22 protein-coding genes are annotated in these 19,528 nt (G+C 64.6%); 6 read left to right on the top strand and 16 right to left on the bottom strand.

What is annotated here, in order from left to right; translation table 11 throughout:
• Positions 1-8: 8 nt before the first annotated feature.
• The 3 genes from NKI29_RS19370 to NKI29_RS19360 form a co-directional block, all read right to left on the bottom strand.
• Positions 9-815: a DUF1194 domain-containing protein gene (locus NKI29_RS19370; RefSeq protein ID WP_352616064.1), complete on the bottom strand. Its 807-nt coding sequence runs from the start codon at positions 813-815 to the stop codon at positions 9-11.
• A 76-nt stretch (positions 816-891) separates the two neighbouring features.
• A complete protein-coding gene (locus tag NKI29_RS19365; protein WP_352797010.1) occupies positions 892-2,724 on the bottom strand; it encodes an ABC transporter ATP-binding protein/permease in 1,833 nt (610 codons plus the stop codon).
• 117 nt (positions 2,725-2,841) lie between these two features.
• The gene (locus NKI29_RS19360; protein WP_352646682.1) at positions 2,842-3,624 is read right to left on the bottom strand and encodes a class I SAM-dependent methyltransferase; all 783 of its coding nucleotides are present in this window, start codon (positions 3,622-3,624) and stop codon (positions 2,842-2,844) included.
• Positions 3,625-3,722: 98 nt separating this feature from the next.
• On the opposite strand from NKI29_RS19360, the gene gloB reads away from it, so the two are divergent.
• Positions 3,723-4,490 carry a hydroxyacylglutathione hydrolase gene (gloB, locus tag NKI29_RS19355; protein WP_352797008.1) on the top strand — a complete coding sequence of 256 codons (768 nt, stop codon included), beginning with the start codon at positions 3,723-3,725 and terminating at the stop codon, positions 4,488-4,490.
• A gap of 11 nt (positions 4,491-4,501) precedes the next feature.
• Complete coding sequence (locus NKI29_RS19350) at positions 4,502-4,930, top strand: cupin domain-containing protein (protein ID WP_352797006.1); 429 nt, start codon at positions 4,502-4,504, stop codon at positions 4,928-4,930.
• Positions 4,931-4,934: 4 nt separating this feature from the next.
• On the opposite strand, the gene NKI29_RS19345 is transcribed toward NKI29_RS19350, so the two are convergent.
• Genes NKI29_RS19345 through NKI29_RS19335 form a run of 3 tightly spaced genes read right to left on the bottom strand, consistent with a single transcriptional unit; the run spans position 4,935 to position 7,323 of the window.
• Positions 4,935-5,603 (bottom strand): lysoplasmalogenase family protein, encoded by a 669-nt coding sequence (locus NKI29_RS19345; protein WP_352797004.1) that lies wholly within the window; start codon positions 5,601-5,603, stop codon positions 4,935-4,937.
• A complete protein-coding gene (yddG, locus tag NKI29_RS19340; protein WP_023677898.1) occupies positions 5,603-6,490 on the bottom strand; it encodes an aromatic amino acid exporter YddG in 888 nt (295 codons plus the stop codon). The genes NKI29_RS19345 and yddG overlap by 1 nt, the downstream gene beginning before the upstream one ends.
• Positions 6,491-6,531: 41 nt before the next feature.
• A complete protein-coding gene (locus NKI29_RS19335; protein ID WP_352457610.1) occupies positions 6,532-7,323 on the bottom strand; it encodes a DUF3108 domain-containing protein in 792 nt (263 codons plus the stop codon).
• A gap of 612 nt (positions 7,324-7,935) precedes the next feature.
• Here NKI29_RS19335 and rpmB point away from each other — a divergent pair.
• The 3 genes from rpmB to NKI29_RS19320 all read left to right on the top strand — a co-directional run bounded on the left by rpmB (position 7,936) and on the right by NKI29_RS19320 (position 9,731).
• On the top strand, positions 7,936-8,232 hold the full coding sequence (rpmB, locus tag NKI29_RS19330) for a 50S ribosomal protein L28 (protein ID WP_006328411.1): 297 nt from the start codon (positions 7,936-7,938) through the stop codon (positions 8,230-8,232).
• Positions 8,233-8,313: 81 nt separating this feature from the next.
• Complete coding sequence (locus NKI29_RS19325) at positions 8,314-8,994, top strand: queuosine precursor transporter (protein ID WP_352797001.1); 681 nt, start codon at positions 8,314-8,316, stop codon at positions 8,992-8,994.
• Between the two features lie 62 nt (positions 8,995-9,056).
• Positions 9,057-9,731 (top strand): spermidine synthase, encoded by a 675-nt coding sequence (locus tag NKI29_RS19320; RefSeq protein ID WP_352796999.1) that lies wholly within the window; start codon positions 9,057-9,059, stop codon positions 9,729-9,731.
• 57 nt (positions 9,732-9,788) lie between these two features.
• On the opposite strand, the gene NKI29_RS19315 is transcribed toward NKI29_RS19320, so the two are convergent.
• The 6 genes from NKI29_RS19315 to NKI29_RS19290 form a co-directional block, all read right to left on the bottom strand.
• Positions 9,789-10,274: an SRPBCC family protein gene (locus NKI29_RS19315; protein WP_352570584.1), complete on the bottom strand. Its 486-nt coding sequence runs from the start codon at positions 10,272-10,274 to the stop codon at positions 9,789-9,791.
• On the bottom strand, positions 10,271-10,639 hold the full coding sequence (locus NKI29_RS19310; RefSeq protein WP_352570585.1) for an ArsR/SmtB family transcription factor: 369 nt from the start codon (positions 10,637-10,639) through the stop codon (positions 10,271-10,273). The genes NKI29_RS19315 and NKI29_RS19310 overlap by 4 nt, the downstream gene beginning before the upstream one ends.
• Before the next feature lie 186 nt (positions 10,640-10,825).
• A complete protein-coding gene (locus NKI29_RS19305; protein ID WP_352570587.1) occupies positions 10,826-11,851 on the bottom strand; it encodes an esterase-like activity of phytase family protein in 1,026 nt (341 codons plus the stop codon).
• On the bottom strand, positions 11,848-13,746 hold the full coding sequence (gene cobT, locus NKI29_RS19300; RefSeq protein ID WP_023677891.1) for a cobaltochelatase subunit CobT: 1,899 nt from the start codon (positions 13,744-13,746) through the stop codon (positions 11,848-11,850). The genes NKI29_RS19305 and cobT overlap by 4 nt, the downstream gene beginning before the upstream one ends.
• A gap of 11 nt (positions 13,747-13,757) precedes the next feature.
• Positions 13,758-14,744 carry a cobaltochelatase subunit CobS gene (gene cobS / locus NKI29_RS19295; protein ID WP_352451201.1) on the bottom strand — a complete coding sequence of 329 codons (987 nt, stop codon included), beginning with the start codon at positions 14,742-14,744 and terminating at the stop codon, positions 13,758-13,760.
• A 123-nt stretch (positions 14,745-14,867) separates the two neighbouring features.
• Positions 14,868-15,497 carry a J domain-containing protein gene (locus NKI29_RS19290; protein ID WP_036238769.1) on the bottom strand — a complete coding sequence of 210 codons (630 nt, stop codon included), beginning with the start codon at positions 15,495-15,497 and terminating at the stop codon, positions 14,868-14,870.
• Between the two features lie 133 nt (positions 15,498-15,630).
• On the opposite strand from NKI29_RS19290, the gene NKI29_RS19285 reads away from it, so the two are divergent.
• Complete coding sequence (locus NKI29_RS19285; protein ID WP_352570588.1) at positions 15,631-15,933, top strand: BolA family protein; 303 nt, start codon at positions 15,631-15,633, stop codon at positions 15,931-15,933.
• 3 nt (positions 15,934-15,936) lie between these two features.
• Here NKI29_RS19285 and NKI29_RS19280 read toward each other — a convergent pair whose 3' ends face one another.
• The 4 genes from NKI29_RS19280 to NKI29_RS19265 are packed head-to-tail and all read right to left on the bottom strand — an operon-like array spanning position 15,937 to position 19,418.
• Positions 15,937-16,743, bottom strand: a complete 807-nt coding sequence (locus NKI29_RS19280; protein WP_352796997.1) for an alpha/beta hydrolase — start codon at positions 16,741-16,743, stop codon at positions 15,937-15,939.
• A gap of 40 nt (positions 16,744-16,783) precedes the next feature.
• Positions 16,784-17,680: an HlyC/CorC family transporter gene (locus NKI29_RS19275; RefSeq protein ID WP_023677887.1), complete on the bottom strand. Its 897-nt coding sequence runs from the start codon at positions 17,678-17,680 to the stop codon at positions 16,784-16,786.
• Positions 17,677-18,819 (bottom strand): 3-dehydroquinate synthase, encoded by a 1,143-nt coding sequence (aroB, locus tag NKI29_RS19270; RefSeq protein WP_352570590.1) that lies wholly within the window; start codon positions 18,817-18,819, stop codon positions 17,677-17,679. Before aroB ends, NKI29_RS19275 begins: the two co-directional genes overlap by 4 nt.
• Positions 18,816-19,418: a shikimate kinase gene (locus NKI29_RS19265; protein WP_352634067.1), complete on the bottom strand. Its 603-nt coding sequence runs from the start codon at positions 19,416-19,418 to the stop codon at positions 18,816-18,818. Before NKI29_RS19265 ends, aroB begins: the two co-directional genes overlap by 4 nt.
• Positions 19,419-19,528: the final 110 nt, after the last annotated feature.

Genomic DNA, 19,528 nt, shown 5'->3' with positions numbered 1-19,528 from the left:
GGCCAGCCTTATCGGTCGAGTTCCGGGAAATATGGGTCCGAGAAAAACCTTCGGTCGCGCTCGCCTTGCAGGCAGTCGATCGGTGCGTCGATGCGGATCGTCCTCGGATCCACCTTGGGATACTCGATGCCGCTGACCTCGAGGATCAGTTTGCGGCGAGTGGCGGTGGCGAATTCGGAAGCAGCATAGATCGGCAGCACGAACGAGCCCGGCCCGCCGGTAACGCATTCGGCATAATACCGGTCGAGATGGCTGAAGGTGGGTGACGGGCTGACCAGGATCGGCAGCCCGTTGATGACGATGCCCTTCGCCAGTGCCGCATCGCGTGCCGTTGTGACCGGCAAGCCGGTGTTGTTTGGGCCGTCCCCCGAGACGTCGATGACGCGGCGTTTGCCGGTGAAGGCCGTGCCGTCGAAAAGCTCGGCGCCGAAAGCCACAGCACCGGAAATCGAGGTGCCGCGAAAGCTCCTGAACGGGCGGGCCGCGATCTTGTCGGCGAAAGCGTTGGCGCTCTCCTTGCTGTCGACGACCTGCCAGGCAATGACCGCATCGTCGCGGATGGTGCCGGCCCATTCAAAATAGGCGATGGCGATGCGGCCGAAGGTGCCGGCGCGCACGGCGTTGATGAAGTCGGGGTGGCGCAGCGCCGCGACATAGCCGGCGCGCTGCAGGGCAAACTCCCTTTCATCCATCGACTGCGAGATGTCGACCGCCAGCACCAGCTCGACATCGACGGCAATTGCATTGGCCGGCGCGGCCGCAGGTGCCGCCGGGGTGCAGGCAAGGCAGGCGAGCAGGGCGAGAGCGTCAAGCATGGCCGATCGGAACGTTCCCATCTGAAACGATCGCGACAGTTTTTCGCCGCGATCGCGGCGAAATAAAGCTTGCCTTCTATTTCTTTCGGCCGGTCGAGGCGATCGCCGGGGGCGGTTCGATGGCACCTGCCCTGATACGGGCCGGCTTGAGTGGCGGCTGGCCGGCATCCTTGACGATGGTCAACGCCCGCCGGAAGAAGCGGCCATTGTGCTGGCCGCGGCCGATATTGAGGATCGCGGCGTCGGGAAGGCGCTTCTCCAGCATCGACAGCACTTGCCTCAGCGTTGGGCCGTCGAACGCGTCCAGCGCCTCGTCGATGATCACCCATTTCGGCCGTCGCAAGGCCAGCCTGGCAAAGGCCAGCAGACGCTGCTCGTCGTCGCTGAGCTCACGCTCCCAGCGCGCCGAGCGATCGAGCGAGGACGACAGGCGTTGCAGCCCGACATCGGCCAGCACCTCCGAGATCTCGGCATCGCTCGCCTCCGCCGCGCCGTCTGAATGGTTGAGCACCTCGCGCAGCTTGCCGAGCGGGAAATAGGGGGTACGCGGAACAAAGATCGGCGCTTCTCCGGCCGGCATGCCGATCCGTCCGCTGCCCCATGGCCACAGACCGGCAATGGCCCGGAAGAACAGCGTCTTGCCGGCGCCCGGATCTCCGGTGATCATGACCCGGTCGCCGGCGCGGATTTCGACATGCGGCTCGGCAAGCTTGGTGCATCCCTCCGGCGAGGCGATCTCGAGTTTCTCGAATGTCAGGCTGCCGTCCGGGTTTTCGCCGAACGAAATGCGCCTTTCCGTATCGTGCAGCGCGTCGGTGTCGCCAAGCGCGATGCGGAAGTCGGCGACCCGCATCAGCGTAGCGCGCCAATCGGCGATGCCGCCGATATTGTTGATGAACCAGCGCAGCGACGAATGGACCTGGTTGAAAGCGCCGACTGCCATCATCAAGCCGCCAAAGCTGATATCGCCGGCGAAATAGACCGGTGAGGCGACCAGGATCGGCGCGACGACAGTGATCCAGCCATAGGTGTCGGTAACCCAGGAAAGATTGATCTGGGCGCTGTAGATGCGCCGCATGGCGCCCAGCACCGTGCCGAGATCGAATTCGAGCCGGCGCCTGGCATCGGCCTCGCCATGCGCCAGCGCGATGGCATCGACATTCTCGTTGACGCGAACCACCGAGGAGCGCAGTTCCGCCTCACGCGTATAGCGATCGTTGTTGAAGCGGATCAACGGTCGCCCGACCAGCCAGCTCAACCAGGAGGCGGTGCCAGCATAAAGGATCGCCGCCCAGACCATGTAGCCGGGTATGGCCAGCGAATGGCCGCCTATGTGGAAGACGAAGCCGGAAGACAGCGACCACAGGACCCCAACGAACGAGGCAAGCAGGATGCAGGACTGCAGCAGGCCGATGCCAAGACCGGTGGAAAGATCGGAGAGATGCCCGGCATCCTGCTGCAGGCGCTGGTCGGGATTGACGCCGATGGCGCCGGCATGGGTCAGCCGGAAGGCACGCGCCGGCCGCATCCATTCGTCGATCAGGTCGAGCGTCAGCGCCTCGCGCAGCTTCAGGCGGAGCATCTGGTCGAGCCAGGTCTGGCCGACATTGAGCACCACAAGCCCGCCGGCGATGCCGGCAAAGACCAGAAGCTGATGCAGGAAAGCCGGCATGTCGCGCCGCGCCAGCGCGTCGTAGAAAGGCTGGTTCCAGCGATTGAGCAGAACCTGCCCGATCGAGCTCGCCACGATGACGGCGACGATGCCGATCGATGCCCAAAGCAATTGTTTTCGCACCGGCGAGGTGGTCAGCGCTATCTTGATTGTTGCCAGCTGCTCACGCAGGCTGCTGGCTTCGATCGACGTGGCAAGCTTCTGGGCGCTGGCCTCGACATCCGGACGATCATCCATCGGTTAAATCCTTGCATTCGGAGCAATGCCAAACCGGTCATAGGGATCGGCCGCACGGCCTTCAATCGGACAGCAAACCTGATATCGTCAGATAGGCGTGAAAAAGCACGTCTCGGATCACGAACGCGTCATCCTGGCGGTGCCGGGTGTTCGGCCCGCGACAGCCCGGCCAAGCGTCGGCGCGCCATGCGGCGAGAGAACCGGCACGAAGACGCGGCGGGACGCGCGCTGGGCAACCGGCACGCCTTGATAGAGCCGCTTCTGCGCCTCGACGACGATAACGCCGGAGAAGATCGGCCAGAAGCGCCGGCCGGCGCGTTCCAGCACATTATGGAACTGCATCATGAAACGTCGCGGCGACGGCGGGAAGAACAGCGCATCGGACCACGCCGCCGGCGTGAAATTCGCTTCGCGCAGCAATTCGGTCAGCTGGCCGCGCGAGAACGGCCGGCCATTGCCGAAAGGCGTATGCTCGAAGCGTGCCCAGACGCCGCGCCGGTTGGGCACCACGATGACGACACGGCCGGCCGGCGACAGCACCCGCCAGATCTCGTTCAGCGTCTCGCGTGGGTTCTCGACATGTTCGAGCGAATGGACGAGCAGCATGCGGTCGATGCAGGAATCGACCAGCGGCAGTTCCTCATCGAAGACCAGGGCGGTCGCCGTCGGCCCCGTCGCCGGCCAGACCACTGCGCCCTGTGTCGCCGGCATGAAGGCAAAGACGCGCTCGGCATCGCTGCCGAAGCGCTCCAGCCACGGCAAGGTGTAGCCGAGGCCGACCAGCCGCTCGTTGGGCACGACGGCCCATATCGAGGACAGCGCCATGGTGATCGAGCGTTCGGCCAGGCGGCCGAGCGTGGTCGAATAAAACGAACGGAGATCGACAATGTCTGAATGCATGCGCGGAACGGTAGCTTCGAAGCAGTCCAAGTTCAACAAAGGCAGATGACATCGGCTGGCAGGCGCCCTATGTCTGCGGCAATAAAGGGAGAGATGCGATGCCGGTCGAGATCGAACAATTCATGTGCCGCAGCGACAATTTCGGCGTGCTGGTGCATGACCCGAAAAGCGGTCAGACGGCGCTCATCGATGCGCCCGAGGAGGCGCCGATCCTGGCAGCGATCAAGCGCACCGGCTGGACGCCAACGATGATCCTGACCACCCACCACCATCTCGACCATGTCGAGGCCAATCTGGCGCTGAAGGAGCGCTTCAAGCTGCGCATTGTCGGGCCGGAAGCCGAAAAGGCAAAGATTCCCGGCATCGACGAACCCGTCGAGCAAGGCTCGGTCGTCCACCTCGGCGATGAGCGGATCGAGGTCATCGCCACACCCGGCCATACCGCCGGCCATGTCACCTATCATCTGCCGGCGTCGAAAGTGGCTTTCGCCGCCGACACGCTGTTTGCGCTCGGCTGTGGGCGGCTGCTCGAATGCAAGCCGCCGGTGATGTACGAATCCCTGAAGAAGCTCGCGGCGCTGCCGGCCGAGACGGTCGTCTATTGCGGCCATGAGTATACGCTGGCCAATGCCCGTTTCGCGCTCACCGTCGACCCGACCAATTCGGCGCTGAAAGAGCGCGCCGCCAAGGTCGAGGCGCTGCGCGCCGACGGCAAACCGACGCTGCCGACGACCATCGGCGAGGAACTGTCGACCAATCCGTTCCTGCGCTGGCACGATCCGGCGATCCGCAGGCATCTCGGCCTGGAGAACGCCTCCGACGCCGAAGTGTTCGCCGAGATCCGCAAGCGCAAGGACAATTTCTGAGCGCAACAGCGATGACCAGTTCCGCCGAAATCATCGCCCTGCTCGGCCTGAAGCCGCATCCGGAAGGCGGCTGGTATGCCGAGACCTTTCGCGACGGCGCGGAAGGCGCCCGCGGCCATTCGACGGCGATCTATTTCCTCCTAGAGAAGGACCAATTGTCGGCCTGGCACCGAGTCAGGGACGCGGCGGAGGTCTGGCACTTCTATGACGGCGCGCCGCTGGCGCTGTCGATACACCGAGAAGGCGGTCCCGTCATCGAGCAGGTCCTCGGTACGGCACTTGCCGCGGGCGAGCGGCCGCAGATCGTCGTGCCGGCAGGCTGGTGGCAGTCGGCACGCAGCCTCGGCGAATGGACCCTGGTCGGCTGCACCGTGGCGCCGGGTTTCGATTTCTCCGCCTTCGAACTCGCCGAACCAGGCTGGCTGCCGGGCACGCCCTAGGCACCTAGCCCAGCAGAAAACCCAGCGTGATCGCCAGCTGGCCGACGTAATACAGCGCCCAGACCGCATGGCGCACCCAAATGCGGTGTGGCGAGATGGCGGGCAGCAGGAACTTTTCCGCGGCGTGCAGCCCGTCGGACAGCATGAGCAGGACGACGCCGCCGACGACCCCGACGCTGTTCAGGGTGAGCGCCGCAATGCCCATGGCAAGCAGTGCCGCGGCATGCACACCGATCGGCAAACGCAAGGCCGGGCCGATGCGGCGCCGGAGCGCGAAAAGCATGGCCAGCACCGACACGATCATCGCCAGCACGATCGCTGCCCGCCACGGCTCGGCCGAAAGCAGCCCGAGGCCGCCGCCGGCACGCAGGAACAGCACGACGTAAAGCACGTGCGCGGCAAGAAAACTGGCCGTGCCGCCAAGAAATGCCTTCTCGCCGTCGCGCGACAGGAAGGCGTCGCCGATGGCACTGACGCCCAGCGCGGCGACGAGCAGCCATGGGCCGCCCTGCTGCGCGACCAGCACCGCCAGCATCGCCACCGCCAATGTCCTTGCCGCCGACCGCGAAAGGCGCGGCGGCATGCCGAGGCTGAACGCGTAAATCACCGCCGCCGCCAGCGAAAATACCAGCGTCGCATTGGCATTGGCATCGATGCCACCGGGAAACGGCATCAAGCGTTTGCCTCGCTTGTAGCCCTCTTGCGCAGGAACAGCGATTTCGCCGCCAGTGCCGCGCCGCCGGTGATCAGCACGCAGGCGGCGAGGATGCGCCATGACGGCTCGGCGAAGCCGGCTGATATCAGCACCAGGGTGGACAGCAGCGGCGCGGCATAGCTCGCCGCCCCCAGCACCTGGATGTTGCCGCGCTTGACGCCGATGTCCCAGGCATAGAACGCCGCCCCCACCGGCATCAGACCGAGGCCGAGCACGGCCAGCCACTGGCCGGCGCCGGCGGGCAGCACCGTCTGCTCAAGCAACAGATGGCAGACCAGCGAAAGCGCCGCGGTGGCGGCGCAGAACCAGGTGACGATGCTGGTCGGCACCGACGGGAAGCGCCGCGACAACAGCGAATAGGACGACCACAGCACCGCGCAGACGCCGGCCATGGCGTAGCCGAAGGCATAACGCGCGTCGAAGGCAAGCCCGCCGCCCTTGGTGACGATCAGGACCGTGCCGGCAAGGCCGAGCAGCGCGCCGGCGACGTGGTTCCAGGCCAGCCGCTCGCCAGGCATCAGCGCCGATCCGAGCACGATCAGCAGCGGCCACAGATAGGCGATCAGGCTGGCCTCGACGGCCGGCGCATTGCGCAGCGCGGTGAAGTAGAAGAAGTGGTAGCCGAACAGGCCGGCAATGCCGATCACCCAGACCTGGCGCGGTATCTTCGCGGCGCCGCCGGCTGCCGGCATGAACAGCCGGGCAACCAGCCCGACGCAAGTGCCGATCGTGAAGGTGATTGCGGAAAGCAGGAACGGCGGAACGGCGCCCGAAGCATCCGTAAGCAGCGCCAGCAGCGCCCACATGGCGACCGCGGAGAAGCCGATCAGTGTTGCGCGCGCCATATCCGTCGCCCCCGTGCCCCGTTGGCGGCGCACCATCACGCCTATTCGTTCGCTTCGAACCGCTCCGCGCTGATCGTCAACGGGCCGATTTGCGTGCTGACCGTGGCGCGGATCGGCGCATATACGCCGCTTTGGCCGACCGGTGCAAACGTCACCATGATGCGGCTGCGTTTCTTCAGGTAGTTCAGCGCCTTGCGATTCTTGCGGTAGCCGGCCACCGGCTCGAAGCCCAGCCTGCAGGTGACCGTATCGCCCTTGTAGCCGGTCACCGAGATCGACCCTTTGGACTCGTAGCTCAGTTTCAGATCGGCACGCATTTCGCCGTCATAGAGCTTCACCGTGCGCCCGCAGACCTGGTCGAGGCTGTCGGCATGGATGACGGTGGCGGCCATCGGATCGAGGACCGATACGAGATGGCTGCCGACCAGCGGTATCCAATTCTCGGGATTGCGCTTCTTCGGCTCAGGCACGACCTTGGTCGAGGTGACGACGCCGTTGGCAAACTGGATGTCGATCATCGATGCCTTCTTGCCGGACGTGTAGTCGGCGTGGAACGCTTGCGGCTGCAACTGCTTGCCCGAAATCTTGCCCTTCGACGAGATCGTGCCTCTCGTATCGTCGAACAAAGTGGCGAGCCCGGCGGCGGAAACGCTGCCCTCGATCGAATAGGTGTCACCCTCGTAATGGCTGGAGAATTTCGCCTTGGCCACGGAGAGGCCGAGGAACGACACCGAATATTCGCCCGTGAAGGATTGCGGCTCAGCGGCCGAAACCGTCGTCGAAAGCGCGACGGCCATCAGCACGACCAGGGCATGGAGGAAAGAACGAGGCATGGCGGGTCCTTGATTGTCGACCGGACGGGCGGCTCCGGTCTGGCATGTCCCTGTGCGACCGCTTATAGGCTGAATTCCGGCCTTAATGTGAAAGGCGCCGTCGGCAGGCAACGTTGGGGCTGGTCGACGGCCAAAATAAAAAACCCGCCTCGGCGGGCGGGTCGTTGGAGCCAATTAGCACCATACCGAAATTAGTAGCATAGCTGCCGGCACAAAGCAAGAACAAAATGTGGCCACCTGGAAAATCGCGACAGGTTTGCGCAGCCCCTCATCGCCCTGCCGGGCACTTCTCCCCGTATAGGGACGGGGAGAAGGTCGCCTTGCAAAGGGTTTCGCCAATTTGCGGAGTTGCAGAAAGCGCCGAGCCTGCGGCCCAGCCCCTTCTCCCCGTCACTATACGGGGAGAAGGTGCCGGCAGGCGGATGAGGGGCAGCGCCGGCATCGGTCATCTTTTGATTGATTCCCTTGGAACTAACCAACCCCAAGCTTGACGCCTCGGCGAAATGCAACTATGGAACGCCAACTTTTTCCATGAGGCCGCCTGACCGAAACCGCGCGCCACCCGGCGCGGGTCGAATGTTTGGCCAGGACCGAGAACCGAAGGTTAGAACCATGTCCCGCACCTGCGAACTCACTGCCAAGGCAGTCATGTCCGGCAACAATGTGAGCCACGCCAACAACAAGACCAAGCGTCGCTTCCTGCCCAATCTCGTCAATGTGACGCTGATCTCGGAAGCGCTGAACCAGAATGTGCGCCTGCGCATTTCGGCCAACGCATTGCGTTCGGTTGAGCATCGCGGCGGCCTCGACGCCTTCCTGGCCAAGGCCGATGCCAAGGAATTGTCGCAGCGCGCCCGGCTGTTGAAGAAGCAGATCGCCAAGAAGCTCGCCGAGCAGCCGGCCGCCTGAGTTTTTCGGCGGCAGCCGCCTTCCAGGGCGTGATCCGGTTCCGGATCGCTTTCCGCTGGTTCCATTACCCAGGATAAAAAAATGACTTTCCTCTCGCGGTACCTGCCCTTCGTGGCGGCCATGGCGCTCGTCGTCGTGGCCTCGAACATCCTCGTGCAGTTCCCGATGCAAGGCGCAATCGGCGGGCTGTCGCTGGCCGACATCCTGACCTGGGGCGCCTTCACCTATCCGTTCTCCTTCCTGGTCACCGATCTCGCCAATCGCCGTTATGGGCCGGCGGTGGCGCGCAGGATCGTCTTTGTCGGCTTCATGACAGCGGTGGTCTGCTCGATCGTCATCCCACCGCTGCTGTTTCGCCACGGCCTGATCGAATTCGAGACCGCCGCCGACCGGCTGGTGCGCATTGCCGCGGCGTCGGGTGCCGCCTTCCTCACCGCGCAGTTGCTCGACGTCACCGTGTTCAACCGGCTGCGCCGGCAGAGCTGGTGGCGCGCACCGATCGTCGGCACGCTGGTCGGCTCCGTTTTCGATACGGTGGTGTTTTTCACCGTCGCCTTCGCGGCGGCGTTCGCCTTCGCCGGGCCCAACGACGGCTTTGCGCTGGAAACCGCACCGCTGATGGGCGTGCTGCCGGTCGAGACGATGCGCTGGGTCTCCTGGGCGCTCGGCGATCTCAGCGTCAAGCTGATCATAGCGGTGGTGGCGCTGATCCCCTACCGGCTGCTTGCCGCCCGCTGGAGCCAGCCGGCACTGGCGGCATAGAGCATGATCCCGAAAAGTGGGAACCGGTTTTCGGACAAGATCATGCTCAAAGACTATCGAGCATGATCCCCTGGCTTCAACTGAACTCGGCAAAAACGCCTGACGGCGGACAGGAACTCCGCCTGAAACGGCGCGGCGGCGAATTCTCGATCATGCTTGGCGCGAACGAGCTGATGAACAGCCGGCTCAGCGGTTCCGAAGAAGCGCTGGCGAAACTGTCCTGTCAAAGGATTGCCGGCCGCCGGACCCCAAACATCCTGATCGGCGGCCTCGGCATGGGCTTTACGCTGCGCGCGGCGCTGGCCGAGCTCGGCGACGATGCGCAGGTCGCCGTTGCCGAACTGGTGCCGGCCATCGTGATTTGGGCGCGCGGCCCGATGGCCGAGCTGTTCGGCGGCTGCCTTGATGACCGGCGCGTCAGCATTCGTGAGGCCGATGTCGGTCAGCTCATCCGATCGCAAGCTTCGGCCTGGGACGCGATCCTGCTCGATGTCGACAACGGCCCCGAGGGCATCGTCTACAAGGCCAACGATGCGCTCTACAGCGCAGCCGGCCTGATCAGCGCGAGAGCAGCTCTCAAGCCCGGCGGTGTGCTAGCGGTCTGGTCGCAGGGCCCTGACGCAGGTTTCACCCGAAGGCTCAAGCAGGCCGGCTTCACGGTCGAGGAGGTCAAGGTGCGGGCTCACGGCAAGCGCGGCGCCCGTCACATCGTCTGGCTCGCGAGCAAGGGGCAATAGGCCACCTCGCAATCCGGGCGGGCCTTGTTGGACGCCGCCCGGTACGCCGGCGAACCTCTACTTCGCCTTCTGAAGCTCGGCGGCAAGCGCCTGCAGCAGCCCGCGTGTGCCCTCCTCGCGCCCTTGCGCTGAATCGACGCCATCGAAGAACGCACCCTGTTCGGTATAGGTCAGGCGGGTGCCCTCGCCGGAAGGTGCAAGCTCGACCGTGGTGAGCGACGCCGACAGCGGCTGCGCCCCGACCGCCATCCGGTATGAAAATACGATGCGCCGGTCAGGGACGATGTCCTGGAACTGCGCATCGAGCCTGATCTCCGGGCCGCCCTGGTAGCTGAACCGCGAAACCTCGCCGCCGCCGACACGGAAATCGAAGGTGAATTCGGCGATGGTGAAGCCGTCGCCTTCGACGCGCCAGCGCCGCACCGTCGCCTTGTCGGCAAAGGCGAAGAAGACGCGCTCGGGCGATTGCGGATAGGTCCGCTCGATCGTGAAGGTCGAATGGATGACGGAGTGCTCGTCGTTAACAGGGGCAATCTGGTTCATTTCTTTTCGTCCTTTTCCTGCTCGTGGATTGTTGCTTTCGATTGGTCAGTCTCCGCCAGGATCTGGCCGAGACGGTCGAGCTGGCGTTCGGCCGGCGTACGGCGCGCGGCGATCCAGTCGGCAAGCGGGGCTAGCCCGCCGGGCTCGATCCGGCAGGTGCGCACGCGCCCGATCTTTTCGCTGCGGATCAGCCCGCACGCTTCAAGCACCTGGAGGTGCTGGAGCACGGCGGCGAAGGTCATGCCGAACGGCTCCGCCAACTGGCTGACGGTGGCCGGCCCGCGGCTCAGCCTTTCCAGGATTGCCCGGCGCGTCGGCTCGGCAAGAGCCCGCAGGATGCTGTCGATCTCGGAATACTTAAGCATGGACTTGAGTATTTCGCCGATGACACAAATTGTCAAGTCACGGCTAAAGTATTTTTGCTGATGGTGAGAGCCGGCTGGAAAACCCGCGACGCGGGTCATTGCCAGGGGAAATTAAGGGAAATTGCCTGCGTTGCAAAACGGCGCGGAAACGCCAGCGATGCTGTCAGCCAGCAGGCCGGTCGCGCGTCAATCCTCGTGCAGCACAAATTCCAGGTAAAGATTGCGCTGCAGGATCGAGTGGTTGTCGTCGGACATCAGCGACACGATCAGCGCGCCATCGTCGCGGGTCCAGACGTCGAGCGCTTCCATGTTGTCGATCTGGTAGCCCATGTCGGCTTCGAGCAGCACCGGCCCGTCGGCGACGGCGCCCTTCTCGACGCTTTCGCCATATATGCGCCGCAGCCGCATCTTGACGCCGCCGGCCATCGAAAAACTGCGCTCCAGAAGCAACAGGTCGCCGTCCGGCAGGAAGGCGCCGTCGGTGATGTCGAAATCGCCATTGCGCTTGATGGTGAAGACGCCCTTGCGCGGCCCTTCGATGATCGCGGCAAAGATGTTGCCGGTCTTGTCGAGGCTCTTTTCCGACACCACGACCAGCCCGCCCGCGTGCTGCCCGTAAGGATGGGCGCGGGTGACGGTCTCGAAGCCGCGATTGCGGCGGAGTTCCCAGGCCGGGATCAGGAAGTCCAATTGCCTGAACGGCGCCTTCATGTCGTCCGGATCGATCTTGAACTCGGCGATACGGTGATCGCGCTCGAAACCGACCGTGGCAATGCCGTCCTTGACCGCGAGGCCTTCGGCATCGACCGCCCATTTCTCGTCGATCGGCTGGCCGGCCGCATCGACCATCTGCTGCATGCGAAAATTCTGGATGCCGGAAGGCCGCTTGTCGGCATCGTGGACGAGGGTGCCGAAGAACCAGAAGCCGGTGTCGGCGACGCCGATGAAATCGCTGCCTGGCTTGAGGAACCGAAGCGCCGACAGCGCGCCGAAATCGCGCGTCGACGAGGTCATTTCGAGCCCGCCGACGAATTCGAGCGGCCCGAACTGTTTTTCGTCATTGCCGATGCGAAACTGGGTTATGGGCCGGGCCGAGATTTCGGCCGGCTCGACCGAGGCCGGCCCGGCAGCGACAGCCGGGGCCAAAGTGATGCCGAACAACGCGATGGCGGCCAAAAGCTTCTGCCAAAAGCCGCCGCGGGAAAAAATCATCCGGCGCGCCGCATGCCGCCGCGCCGCGTGTCGCGCACGGTTTCCTCGGCGAACAGCGAGGCCAGCTGCTCGGTCATGGCGCCGGCCAGTTCTTCGGCATCGACGATGGTGACGGCGCGGCGATAGTAGCGGGTGACGTCGTGGCCGATGCCGATGGCCAAAAGCTCGACCGGCGAGCGCGTCTCGATGAGCTCGATGATGGCGCGCAGATGCCGCTCGAGATAATTGCCCGGATTGACCGACAGCGTCGAATCGTCGACCGGCGCGCCGTCCGAGATCATCATTAGGATCTTGCGCTGCTCCGGCCGCGCGATCAGCCGGTTGTGCGCCCACAGCAGCGCCTCGCCATCGATGTTTTCCTTGAGCAGGCCCTCGCGCATCATCAGGCCGAGGTTGCGGCGCGCCCGCCGCCACGGATGGTCGGCGGATTTGTAGATGATGTGGCGCAGATCGTTGAGCCGGCCGGGGTTCGGCGGCTTGCCTTCCTTCAGCCATTTCTCGCGCGCCTGCCCGCCCTTCCAGGCGCGGGTGGTGAAGCCGAGGATTTCGACCGAGACGCCGCAGCGTTCCAGCGTGCGCGCCAGGATGTCGGCGCAGGTGGCGGCGACTGTGATCGGCCGGCCGCGCATCGAACCCGAATTGTCGAGCACCAGCGACACCACCGTGTCGCGGAATTTGGTATCGCGCTCCTGCTTGAAGGACAAAGGCTGCATCGGGTCGATGACGACGCGCACCAGCCGTGCCGGATCGAGATAGCCTTCTTCGAGGTCGAAATCCCAGGAGCGGTTCTGCTGCGCCATCAGGCGGCGCTGCAGCCGGTTGGCCAGCCGCCCGACGACGCCGGAAAGGTTGGCGAGCTGCTTGTCGAGGAAGGCGCGCAGCCGGTCGAGCTCCTCCTCCTCGCACAGTTCCTCCGCACCTACGGTCTCGTCGAAGGCCGTGGTGAAGACCCTGTAGTCGATCTCTTTCGGCAGATTGGTGAAGGGATTGTCGTTGCGGCGCGCCTCGCCGGGCGTCTCCGCATCGGCGTCGTCATCGTCGGAGAGATCCTCGGCGGTGGCGTCGGAGGCCTCTGTCTCGGCCGATTGCTCGTCGTCCGACGATGCCTCTGTATCCTCGGACTGCGACTGCTCGGAGCCCGAATCGTCTTCGCCGCCCTCCTCGCTCTGCTCCTCGCCTTGCGGCTGGTTTTCGTCGTTGTCCTCCGAGTCTTCCGTCTCCTGGTCATCGCCGAGCTCCTCGGCCATTTCCATGGAGGCGAGCATCTCGCGCACCACGCGGGCGAACGCCTGCTGGTCGTCGAGCTTTGCCGACAGCCCGTCGAGATCGGCACTGGCCTTTTCCTCGACCCAAGGGCGCCAGAGATCGACCAGCCGTTCGCCGCTCTTCGGCACAGTGCGGCCGGTCAGCTTTTCGCGCACCATCAGCGCCAGCGCCTCCTCGATCGGCGCGTCGGCCTTGTCCTTGACGTCGATGAGGTTGGCCCTGGCGTATTTGTCCTCCAGCATCGAGCCGATATTGTCGGCGACGCCCTGCATGGCGCGGCTGCCGATCGCCTCCACCCGGGCCTGCTCGACCGCGTCGTAGATGGCGCGGGCCTGCTTGCCTTCCGGCGCCAGCCTGGTGTGGATGCGCGCATCGTGGCAGGCGCGCTTCAGCGCCATGGAATCGCCGAGCCCGCGGGTGATGGCGATGTCCGCCTTCGATGCCTTCTTCGGCAGTTCGGGCAGTCGGGCGCGGCTGCCGGCCAGCGCCGGCCGGTCCTTGGCGAAGCCGACCTCGAGATCCTTGTCACCGGCAATCGCGCGCATGCAAACGGTGACGGCGCGCTTGAAGCTGTCGTTCTCAGCGCCGGTCTTGGATTTGTTTCGCGTGTTGTCGCCCGGACCCGCCATCGAGACTCTGCTTAGCCCAGCACAACGTTCGCCGCGCTCTCCGGCAGATCTTCGCCGAAGGCGCGCTGATAGAACTCGGCCACCAGCGAGCGTTCCAGCTCGTCGCATTTGTTGAGGAAGGTCAGCCGGAACGCCATGCCGATATTGCCGAAGATTTCGGCATTCTCGGCCCAGGTGATGACCGTGCGCGGGCTCATAACGGTCGACAAATCGCCGTTGATGAAGGCCGAGCGCGTCATGTCGGCGACACGGACCATCTTGTTGACGATCTCCTTGCCCTTGCCGTCGCGATAATGCTTGGCCTTGGCCAGCACGATGTTCACTTCATTGTCGTGCGGCAAATAGTTCAGCGTGGTAACGATCGACCAGCGGTCCATCTGCGCCTGGTTGATCTGCTGGGTGCCGTGGTAGAGGCCGGTGGTGTCGCCCAGCCCAACCGTGTTGGCGGTCGAAAACAGCCGGAAGGCCGGGTGCGGGCGGATCACCCGGCTCTGGTCGAGCAGCGTCAGCCGGCCCGACGATTCCAGCACGCGCTGGATGACGAACATCACGTCCGGGCGGCCGGCATCGTACTCGTCGAAGCACAGCGCGACATTGTGCTGATAGGCCCAGGGCAGGATGCCGTCGCGGAATTCGGTGATCTGCAGCCCGTCCTTGACCACGATGGCGTCCTTGCCGACGAGGTCGATGCGGCTGACATGGCTGTCGAGATTGACACGCACGCAGGGCCAGTTGAGGCGGGCGGCGACCTGCTCGATATGCGTCGACTTGCCGGTGCCGTGATAGCCCGACACCATGACCCGACGGTTGTAGGCAAAGCCGGCGAGGATCGCCATGGTCGTGTTCTTGTCGAACAGGTAGTCCGGATCGATGTCGGGAACGTGCTCGCTCGTCACCGCATAGGCCGGCACCACCATCTTGGAGTCGAAGCCGAATGTCTCCTTCACCGACACCGTGGTGTCGGGCAGGTTGGCGATGTCGCGATCGACCTTGTTCATCTCTATCAACGTCTCCACAAGCGAAACGCCGCGTTTCGCCGGCAATCGATTTTGTTCGGGGGCGGTCTTAGAGCCTTTTCCAACCTTATGAAAGTTGGAAAGCGACACGAACCGTATGGTCGCTCAGCACAAACCTGCCTGCTTGAGCACGCGATACGCCTGGAGCACATCGCGGAACCGGTCTTCCGAACCTCTGTCGCCGCCATTCGCATCCGGGTGGTGGCGTTTCACAAGTTCCTTATAGCGCGCCTTGATATCCTTGCCAGTTGCCTTTGTATCAAGGCCAAGCGTTTCCAGTGCCTTGGCCTCAAGCGGCTTGGCCTTGCGCTCGCGTGCTTCGCGCGGGTCTTTCGGGCCTTTGAACAGGTCGAACGGATCGCGCATGCGATTGTAGTAGCCGGCGCGACCGGAACGCGCCTGGGCGAAGTCGGGCGAGGAGCGTGTCGAGGCACCGTTGACGCCCATTTTCCAGGTCGGCCGGTGGCCGGTCATGGCTTCCTTCTGGAAGCGGGCGATCTCGGTATCGGGAACGCCCGAGAAATAATTGAAGCCTTTGTTGTACTCGCGCACGTGATCGAAGCAGAACTGGAAATACTCGCCTTCCTTCATCCGTCCGACCGGGGCACGGTGGGTACCGGCCTCCTTGCAGCCATCCCACTGGCAGATCGGCGAACGCGACTTCAGCTCCGCGTCCTTCTCCGGGCGGATGCGAATCTTCTCGAAATATTTTGGGTACGGCTTCATCTCACCCATTTATGGGCTGTTCGCTGATGCGAAACAAGAATTGACATTTTCGCGATGATCGCCCTAGCCGCTGAATCGCGGCATAAAACCGGCGAATTGCGAATTTTGTGCGATGACATAGATGTGGTGAAGGGAAGCGGCGATGTCCATACAGGCAACGATGGAAGATAAGCTGAAAAAGGCGTTTTCGCCGGAACGGCTGGACGTCATCAACGAAAGCCATCTCCATGCCGGGCATCATCATGTGGATTCCGGCCATCACGCCACCTTCGACGGCACTGGCGAGACGCATTTCCGCGTCCGCATCGTCGCGCCAGCCTTTGCCGGCATGAGCCGCGTCGAGCGTCACCGCGCAGTCAACGATCTGCTGGCCGAGGAGTTGAAATCCGGCGTCCACGCCCTGGCGATCGAGCCGGTGGCGCCCGGTGAAAAGACCCGCTGGTAAATTTCAGCCGAGGCTCGCCCTCAGGAAAGCCATCACCGCGGCGGTCAATGCATCGCCGTCGGTGCCGAAATCGCGATTGATCGACATGTGCGAATAGGCGCTGCCGTCGAACAGCGTGACCTTGGTTCCGGTGGCGCGCAGACGCTCGGCGAAGGCCTGCGCGTCCGCCGCGCGGGCTTTCGCGCGCGAATGGGCGATGAAGGTCGGCGGGTGCTTGCGGCCTTCGACGTAGGTGACAGGCGACAGCGCGCGCCACTGCGCCGGATCGGGAAAGGCGCGGGCATAGACCCCTGCCATGCCGCCGCTTCTGGCCAGCGCCTCCAGATCGTAGGCCCTGGTGTCGTCGAGAACCAGCGCCGCGACGCCGGGCAGGCCGCCGCGCAGCCCGGTCAATGCGACGAGATGGCAGCCGGCCGAATGGCCCATGGCGACGATCCGGTCCGGATCGCCGCCATGCCTGGCGATGTTGGCGCGGACGTAACGATAGGCCAGTTCGACATCTGCCGCCTGGGTGGCGACGTCGGCTTCAGGCAGCATCCGGTAGTCGATCGAGACGAAGCCGAAGCCATTGTCGAGCAGGAAACCAGGCTTGGAATTGACATTGTTGCGGTTGCCGACCCGCCAGGCGCCGCCATGGACGAAGAAGACGACCGGCAGGCCGCTTGCGCCATCGCGGGAATAGATGTCGAGCTTGGCCGGCCCATAGTCGAAGGTTTCGGGCGACGGCGAACGCGGCCGCAATGCCGCCGCCTGTCCCGGCAGCAGCGCCGCCATCGACGCCAGAAGCAGGCTTCGCCGATCGATCGTCATCAACTCCTGACTGCCCACGGCTGCCACAAGGTGCGCACTGTCATTCTCCAAGCATCGCCGGCTTGATCCTCAGCCGCGCGATACGGTTCTTGTCGCGCTTCATGACGACGAAGCGCTTGCCGTGAAACGTAAAGGCCTGCTTTTCGTCCGGGATCGACTGCGCCTCGTGGATGACAAGGCCGGCGATGGTGGTGGCTTCCTCGTCCGGCAGGTTCCAGTCGAGCGCCCGGTTAAGGTCGCGGATCGGCACCGTGCCGTCGACGACGACGGAGCCGTCGGCCTCCTGCTTGACGCCCTGGATGTCGATGTCGTGCTCGTCGGCGATCTCGCCGACGATCTCCTCGATGATGTCTTCCAGCGTCACCAGCCCTTCGACCTCGCCATATTCGTCGACGACGATGGCGAAATGCGCCTTGCGGCGCAGGAAGGCATTGAGCTGCTCCTGAAGCGTCGTGGTGTCGGGCACGAACCACGGTTTCGACGCGATCTTCATCACGTCGATCCTGGAAAAATCGTTGCCGACCTCGTTCAGCGCGCGCAGCAGATCCTTCGCGTGCAGCACGCCGACAATGTTGTCGAGCGAACCCTTCCACAACGGCATGCGGGTGTGCGGGCTCTGCAGGATCTCGCGAACCACCGCTTCGGGCGGGTCGTCGGCGTTGACGGAGCGCATATTCGTGCGGTGGACCATGACGTCCGACACTTCGAGCTCCTCGAGGTCGAACAGGCCGCCGATGCGGGCGCGGTCCTCGCGCACCACCTGGCCGTCGCGGCGGAAATCGTCGACGGCGCCGCGCAGTTCCTCGCGCGCCGAGCGCTGCGGCTCGATGCGTTGCAGCTCGTAGCCGAAGGCGGCGAGCAGGCGCCGGCGCAAGACGAAGCCCAGCAGGCCGAGGCCGGCGAGCACGGCAGCCGCGATCCAGCCGGCCTGGCTCATCCCGGGCGGCTTTCCTGCCGACCCGGATGGTTCTCCCGGAGGAACGCCAGCACTTCCGAGGCCGGCACATCCCGGGCGATAAAGGCCTGGCCGATGCCGCGCGTCAGGATGAAGGTCAGCGCGCCGCGCGACACCTTCTTGTCCTGGGTGATGAAGGAGAACAGCGTCTCGGCGTCGGGCAGTTCGCCTGGAATGTCGGCCATGCGCCAGGGCAGACCGACGGCGCGAAGATGCGCCTCGACACGCGCCGCGTCGTCGGGGCTCGCCAAATTGAGCCTTGACGAAAAGCGGTGCGCCAGCGCCATGCCGATGGCGACGCCCTCGCCATGCACGAGCCTTGCGCCGTCATAGCCGGTCGCCGCCTCCAGCGCATGACCGAAGGTGTGGCCGAGATTGAGCAACGCGCGGTCGCCGGTCTCGAACTCGTCGCGGGCAACGACGTCGGCCTTGGCACGACAGGCCTCGGCGATGGCCGCAGCCCGCTCCGGCCCGCCGGCAAACACTTGACGCCAGTTTTCTTCCAGCCAGGCGAAAAACTCGGGCCGGTCGATCAGCCCGTATTTGGCCAGTTCGGCATAGCCGGCGCGAAACTCGCGGATCGGCAGCGTGTCGAGCACTTCGGTGTCGGCCAGCACCAGCCTGGGCTGGTGGAATACCCCGACCAGGTTCTTGCCGCGCTTGCTGTTGATGCCGGTCTTGCCGCCGACGGAGGAATCGACTTGCGCCAGCAGCGAGGTCGGAACCTGCACGAAGTTCATGCCGCGCCGCGCGATGCCGGCGGCAAAGCCGGCGAGGTCGCCGACGACGCCGCCGCCGAGCGCGATGACGACGTCGCCGCGCTCCAGCTTGGCGGCCAGCACGCCGTCGACCACCTCTTCGAGATGCGCAAAGCTCTTGGTCTTTTCGCCTGGCGGCAACGTGATGACGGCATGTTGGATGCCACCGCTTGCCAGGCCGGCCGCAAGCGTCGCGAGATGCGCGGCCGCGACGTTTTCGTCGGTGACGACCGCCGCCCGCGTCCCCGGCAGACGGCGCGAAATCTCGGCGCCGGCGCGTGACAGCAGGCCGGGACCGATCAAAATATCGTAGGCACGCTCGCCAAGCCCGACTTCGACAGAGACCGTTGCATCAGCGCTCACGACCGCACCTCGTCAATATCGGCAACGCCGAAATGGCCGCGCAGCGCGTCCACCACTTCGGCGGCAATGATCTCCTTGCGGTCGTCGCGGGTCGGCACGATGACATCGGCCGCGGCGTAAACCGGGTAGCGTTCCGCCATCAACCGTTCCAGCACGGCGCGCGGATCGGCGCTTTTCAGCAGCGGCCGGTTCTGTTTCTTGGAAACGCGCTCCATCAACAGGTCGATCTCGGCTTTCAGCCAAACCGAAACGCCATGGCTGGCGATCGCCTCGCGCGTCTGCGCGTTCATGAAGGCGCCGCCGCCGGTCGACAGCACCTGCGGCCCGTGCTCCAGCACACGCAGGATGACGCGCTGCTCCAGTGCTCGGAACTCCGCCTCGCCATAGCGCTCGAACAGGTCCGGGACGCTCATGCGCGAAACAGTTTCGATCTCCTGGTCGCTGTCGATGAAGGGCAGTGCCAGCATCGCCGCCACCTTGCGGCCGATCGCCGTCTTGCCGGCGCCCATCAGCCCGACAAAGACGATGGAACGGCCGCCCAGCCGGCCGAGCAGCGCGGCATGGCTCTCGCCCGGAGGATTTGCTGGTAGCGCGTTCATGCTTCTAGGCCTCTTTGGCGGCGTATCGACATCAAAAGCCTGTTTGCGTCAAGCGCGGCGCAACCGGGACTATGGGCTTCACCCTTGAATTGGCCGGATTGGCGTCTCAT

Origin of the sequence: Mesorhizobium sp. M0678 (assembly GCF_040320505.1) — a bacterium.
Taxonomy (GTDB): Bacteria; Pseudomonadota; Alphaproteobacteria; order Rhizobiales; family Rhizobiaceae; genus Mesorhizobium.
Note: the sequence above shows the minus strand (reverse complement) of the source record. Positions and strands in the feature narration are given on the sequence as shown.

Bases quoted from the DNA above. Each gene is read 5' to 3' on its own strand.
- NKI29_RS19370 (WP_352616064.1), bottom strand. From the start codon at position 815: ATGCTTGACGCTCTCGCCCTGCTCGCCTGCCTTGCCTGCACCCCGGCG.
- NKI29_RS19365 (WP_352797010.1), bottom strand. From the start codon at position 2,724: ATGGATGATCGTCCGGATGTCGAGGCCAGCGCCCAGAAGCTTGCCACG.
- NKI29_RS19360 (WP_352646682.1), bottom strand. From the start codon at position 3,624: ATGCATTCAGACATTGTCGATCTCCGTTCGTTTTATTCGACCACGCTC.
- gloB (WP_352797008.1), top strand. From the start codon at position 3,723: ATGCCGGTCGAGATCGAACAATTCATGTGCCGCAGCGACAATTTCGGC.
- NKI29_RS19350 (WP_352797006.1), top strand. From the start codon at position 4,502: ATGACCAGTTCCGCCGAAATCATCGCCCTGCTCGGCCTGAAGCCGCAT.
- NKI29_RS19345 (WP_352797004.1), bottom strand. From the start codon at position 5,603: ATGCCGTTTCCCGGTGGCATCGATGCCAATGCCAATGCGACGCTGGTA.
- yddG (WP_023677898.1), bottom strand. From the start codon at position 6,490: ATGGCGCGCGCAACACTGATCGGCTTCTCCGCGGTCGCCATGTGGGCG.
- NKI29_RS19335 (WP_352457610.1), bottom strand. From the start codon at position 7,323: ATGCCTCGTTCTTTCCTCCATGCCCTGGTCGTGCTGATGGCCGTCGCG.
- rpmB (WP_006328411.1), top strand. From the start codon at position 7,936: ATGTCCCGCACCTGCGAACTCACTGCCAAGGCAGTCATGTCCGGCAAC.
- NKI29_RS19325 (WP_352797001.1), top strand. From the start codon at position 8,314: ATGACTTTCCTCTCGCGGTACCTGCCCTTCGTGGCGGCCATGGCGCTC.
- NKI29_RS19320 (WP_352796999.1), top strand. From the start codon at position 9,057: ATGATCCCCTGGCTTCAACTGAACTCGGCAAAAACGCCTGACGGCGGA.
- NKI29_RS19315 (WP_352570584.1), bottom strand. From the start codon at position 10,274: ATGAACCAGATTGCCCCTGTTAACGACGAGCACTCCGTCATCCATTCG.
- NKI29_RS19310 (WP_352570585.1), bottom strand. From the start codon at position 10,639: ATGCTTAAGTATTCCGAGATCGACAGCATCCTGCGGGCTCTTGCCGAG.
- NKI29_RS19305 (WP_352570587.1), bottom strand. From the start codon at position 11,851: ATGATTTTTTCCCGCGGCGGCTTTTGGCAGAAGCTTTTGGCCGCCATC.
- cobT (WP_023677891.1), bottom strand. From the start codon at position 13,746: ATGGCGGGTCCGGGCGACAACACGCGAAACAAATCCAAGACCGGCGCT.
- cobS (WP_352451201.1), bottom strand. From the start codon at position 14,744: ATGAACAAGGTCGATCGCGACATCGCCAACCTGCCCGACACCACGGTG.
- NKI29_RS19290 (WP_036238769.1), bottom strand. From the start codon at position 15,497: ATGGGTGAGATGAAGCCGTACCCAAAATATTTCGAGAAGATTCGCATC.
- NKI29_RS19285 (WP_352570588.1), top strand. From the start codon at position 15,631: ATGTCCATACAGGCAACGATGGAAGATAAGCTGAAAAAGGCGTTTTCG.
- NKI29_RS19280 (WP_352796997.1), bottom strand. From the start codon at position 16,743: ATGACGATCGATCGGCGAAGCCTGCTTCTGGCGTCGATGGCGGCGCTG.
- NKI29_RS19275 (WP_023677887.1), bottom strand. From the start codon at position 17,680: ATGAGCCAGGCCGGCTGGATCGCGGCTGCCGTGCTCGCCGGCCTCGGC.
- NKI29_RS19265 (WP_352634067.1), bottom strand. From the start codon at position 19,418: ATGAACGCGCTACCAGCAAATCCTCCGGGCGAGAGCCATGCCGCGCTG.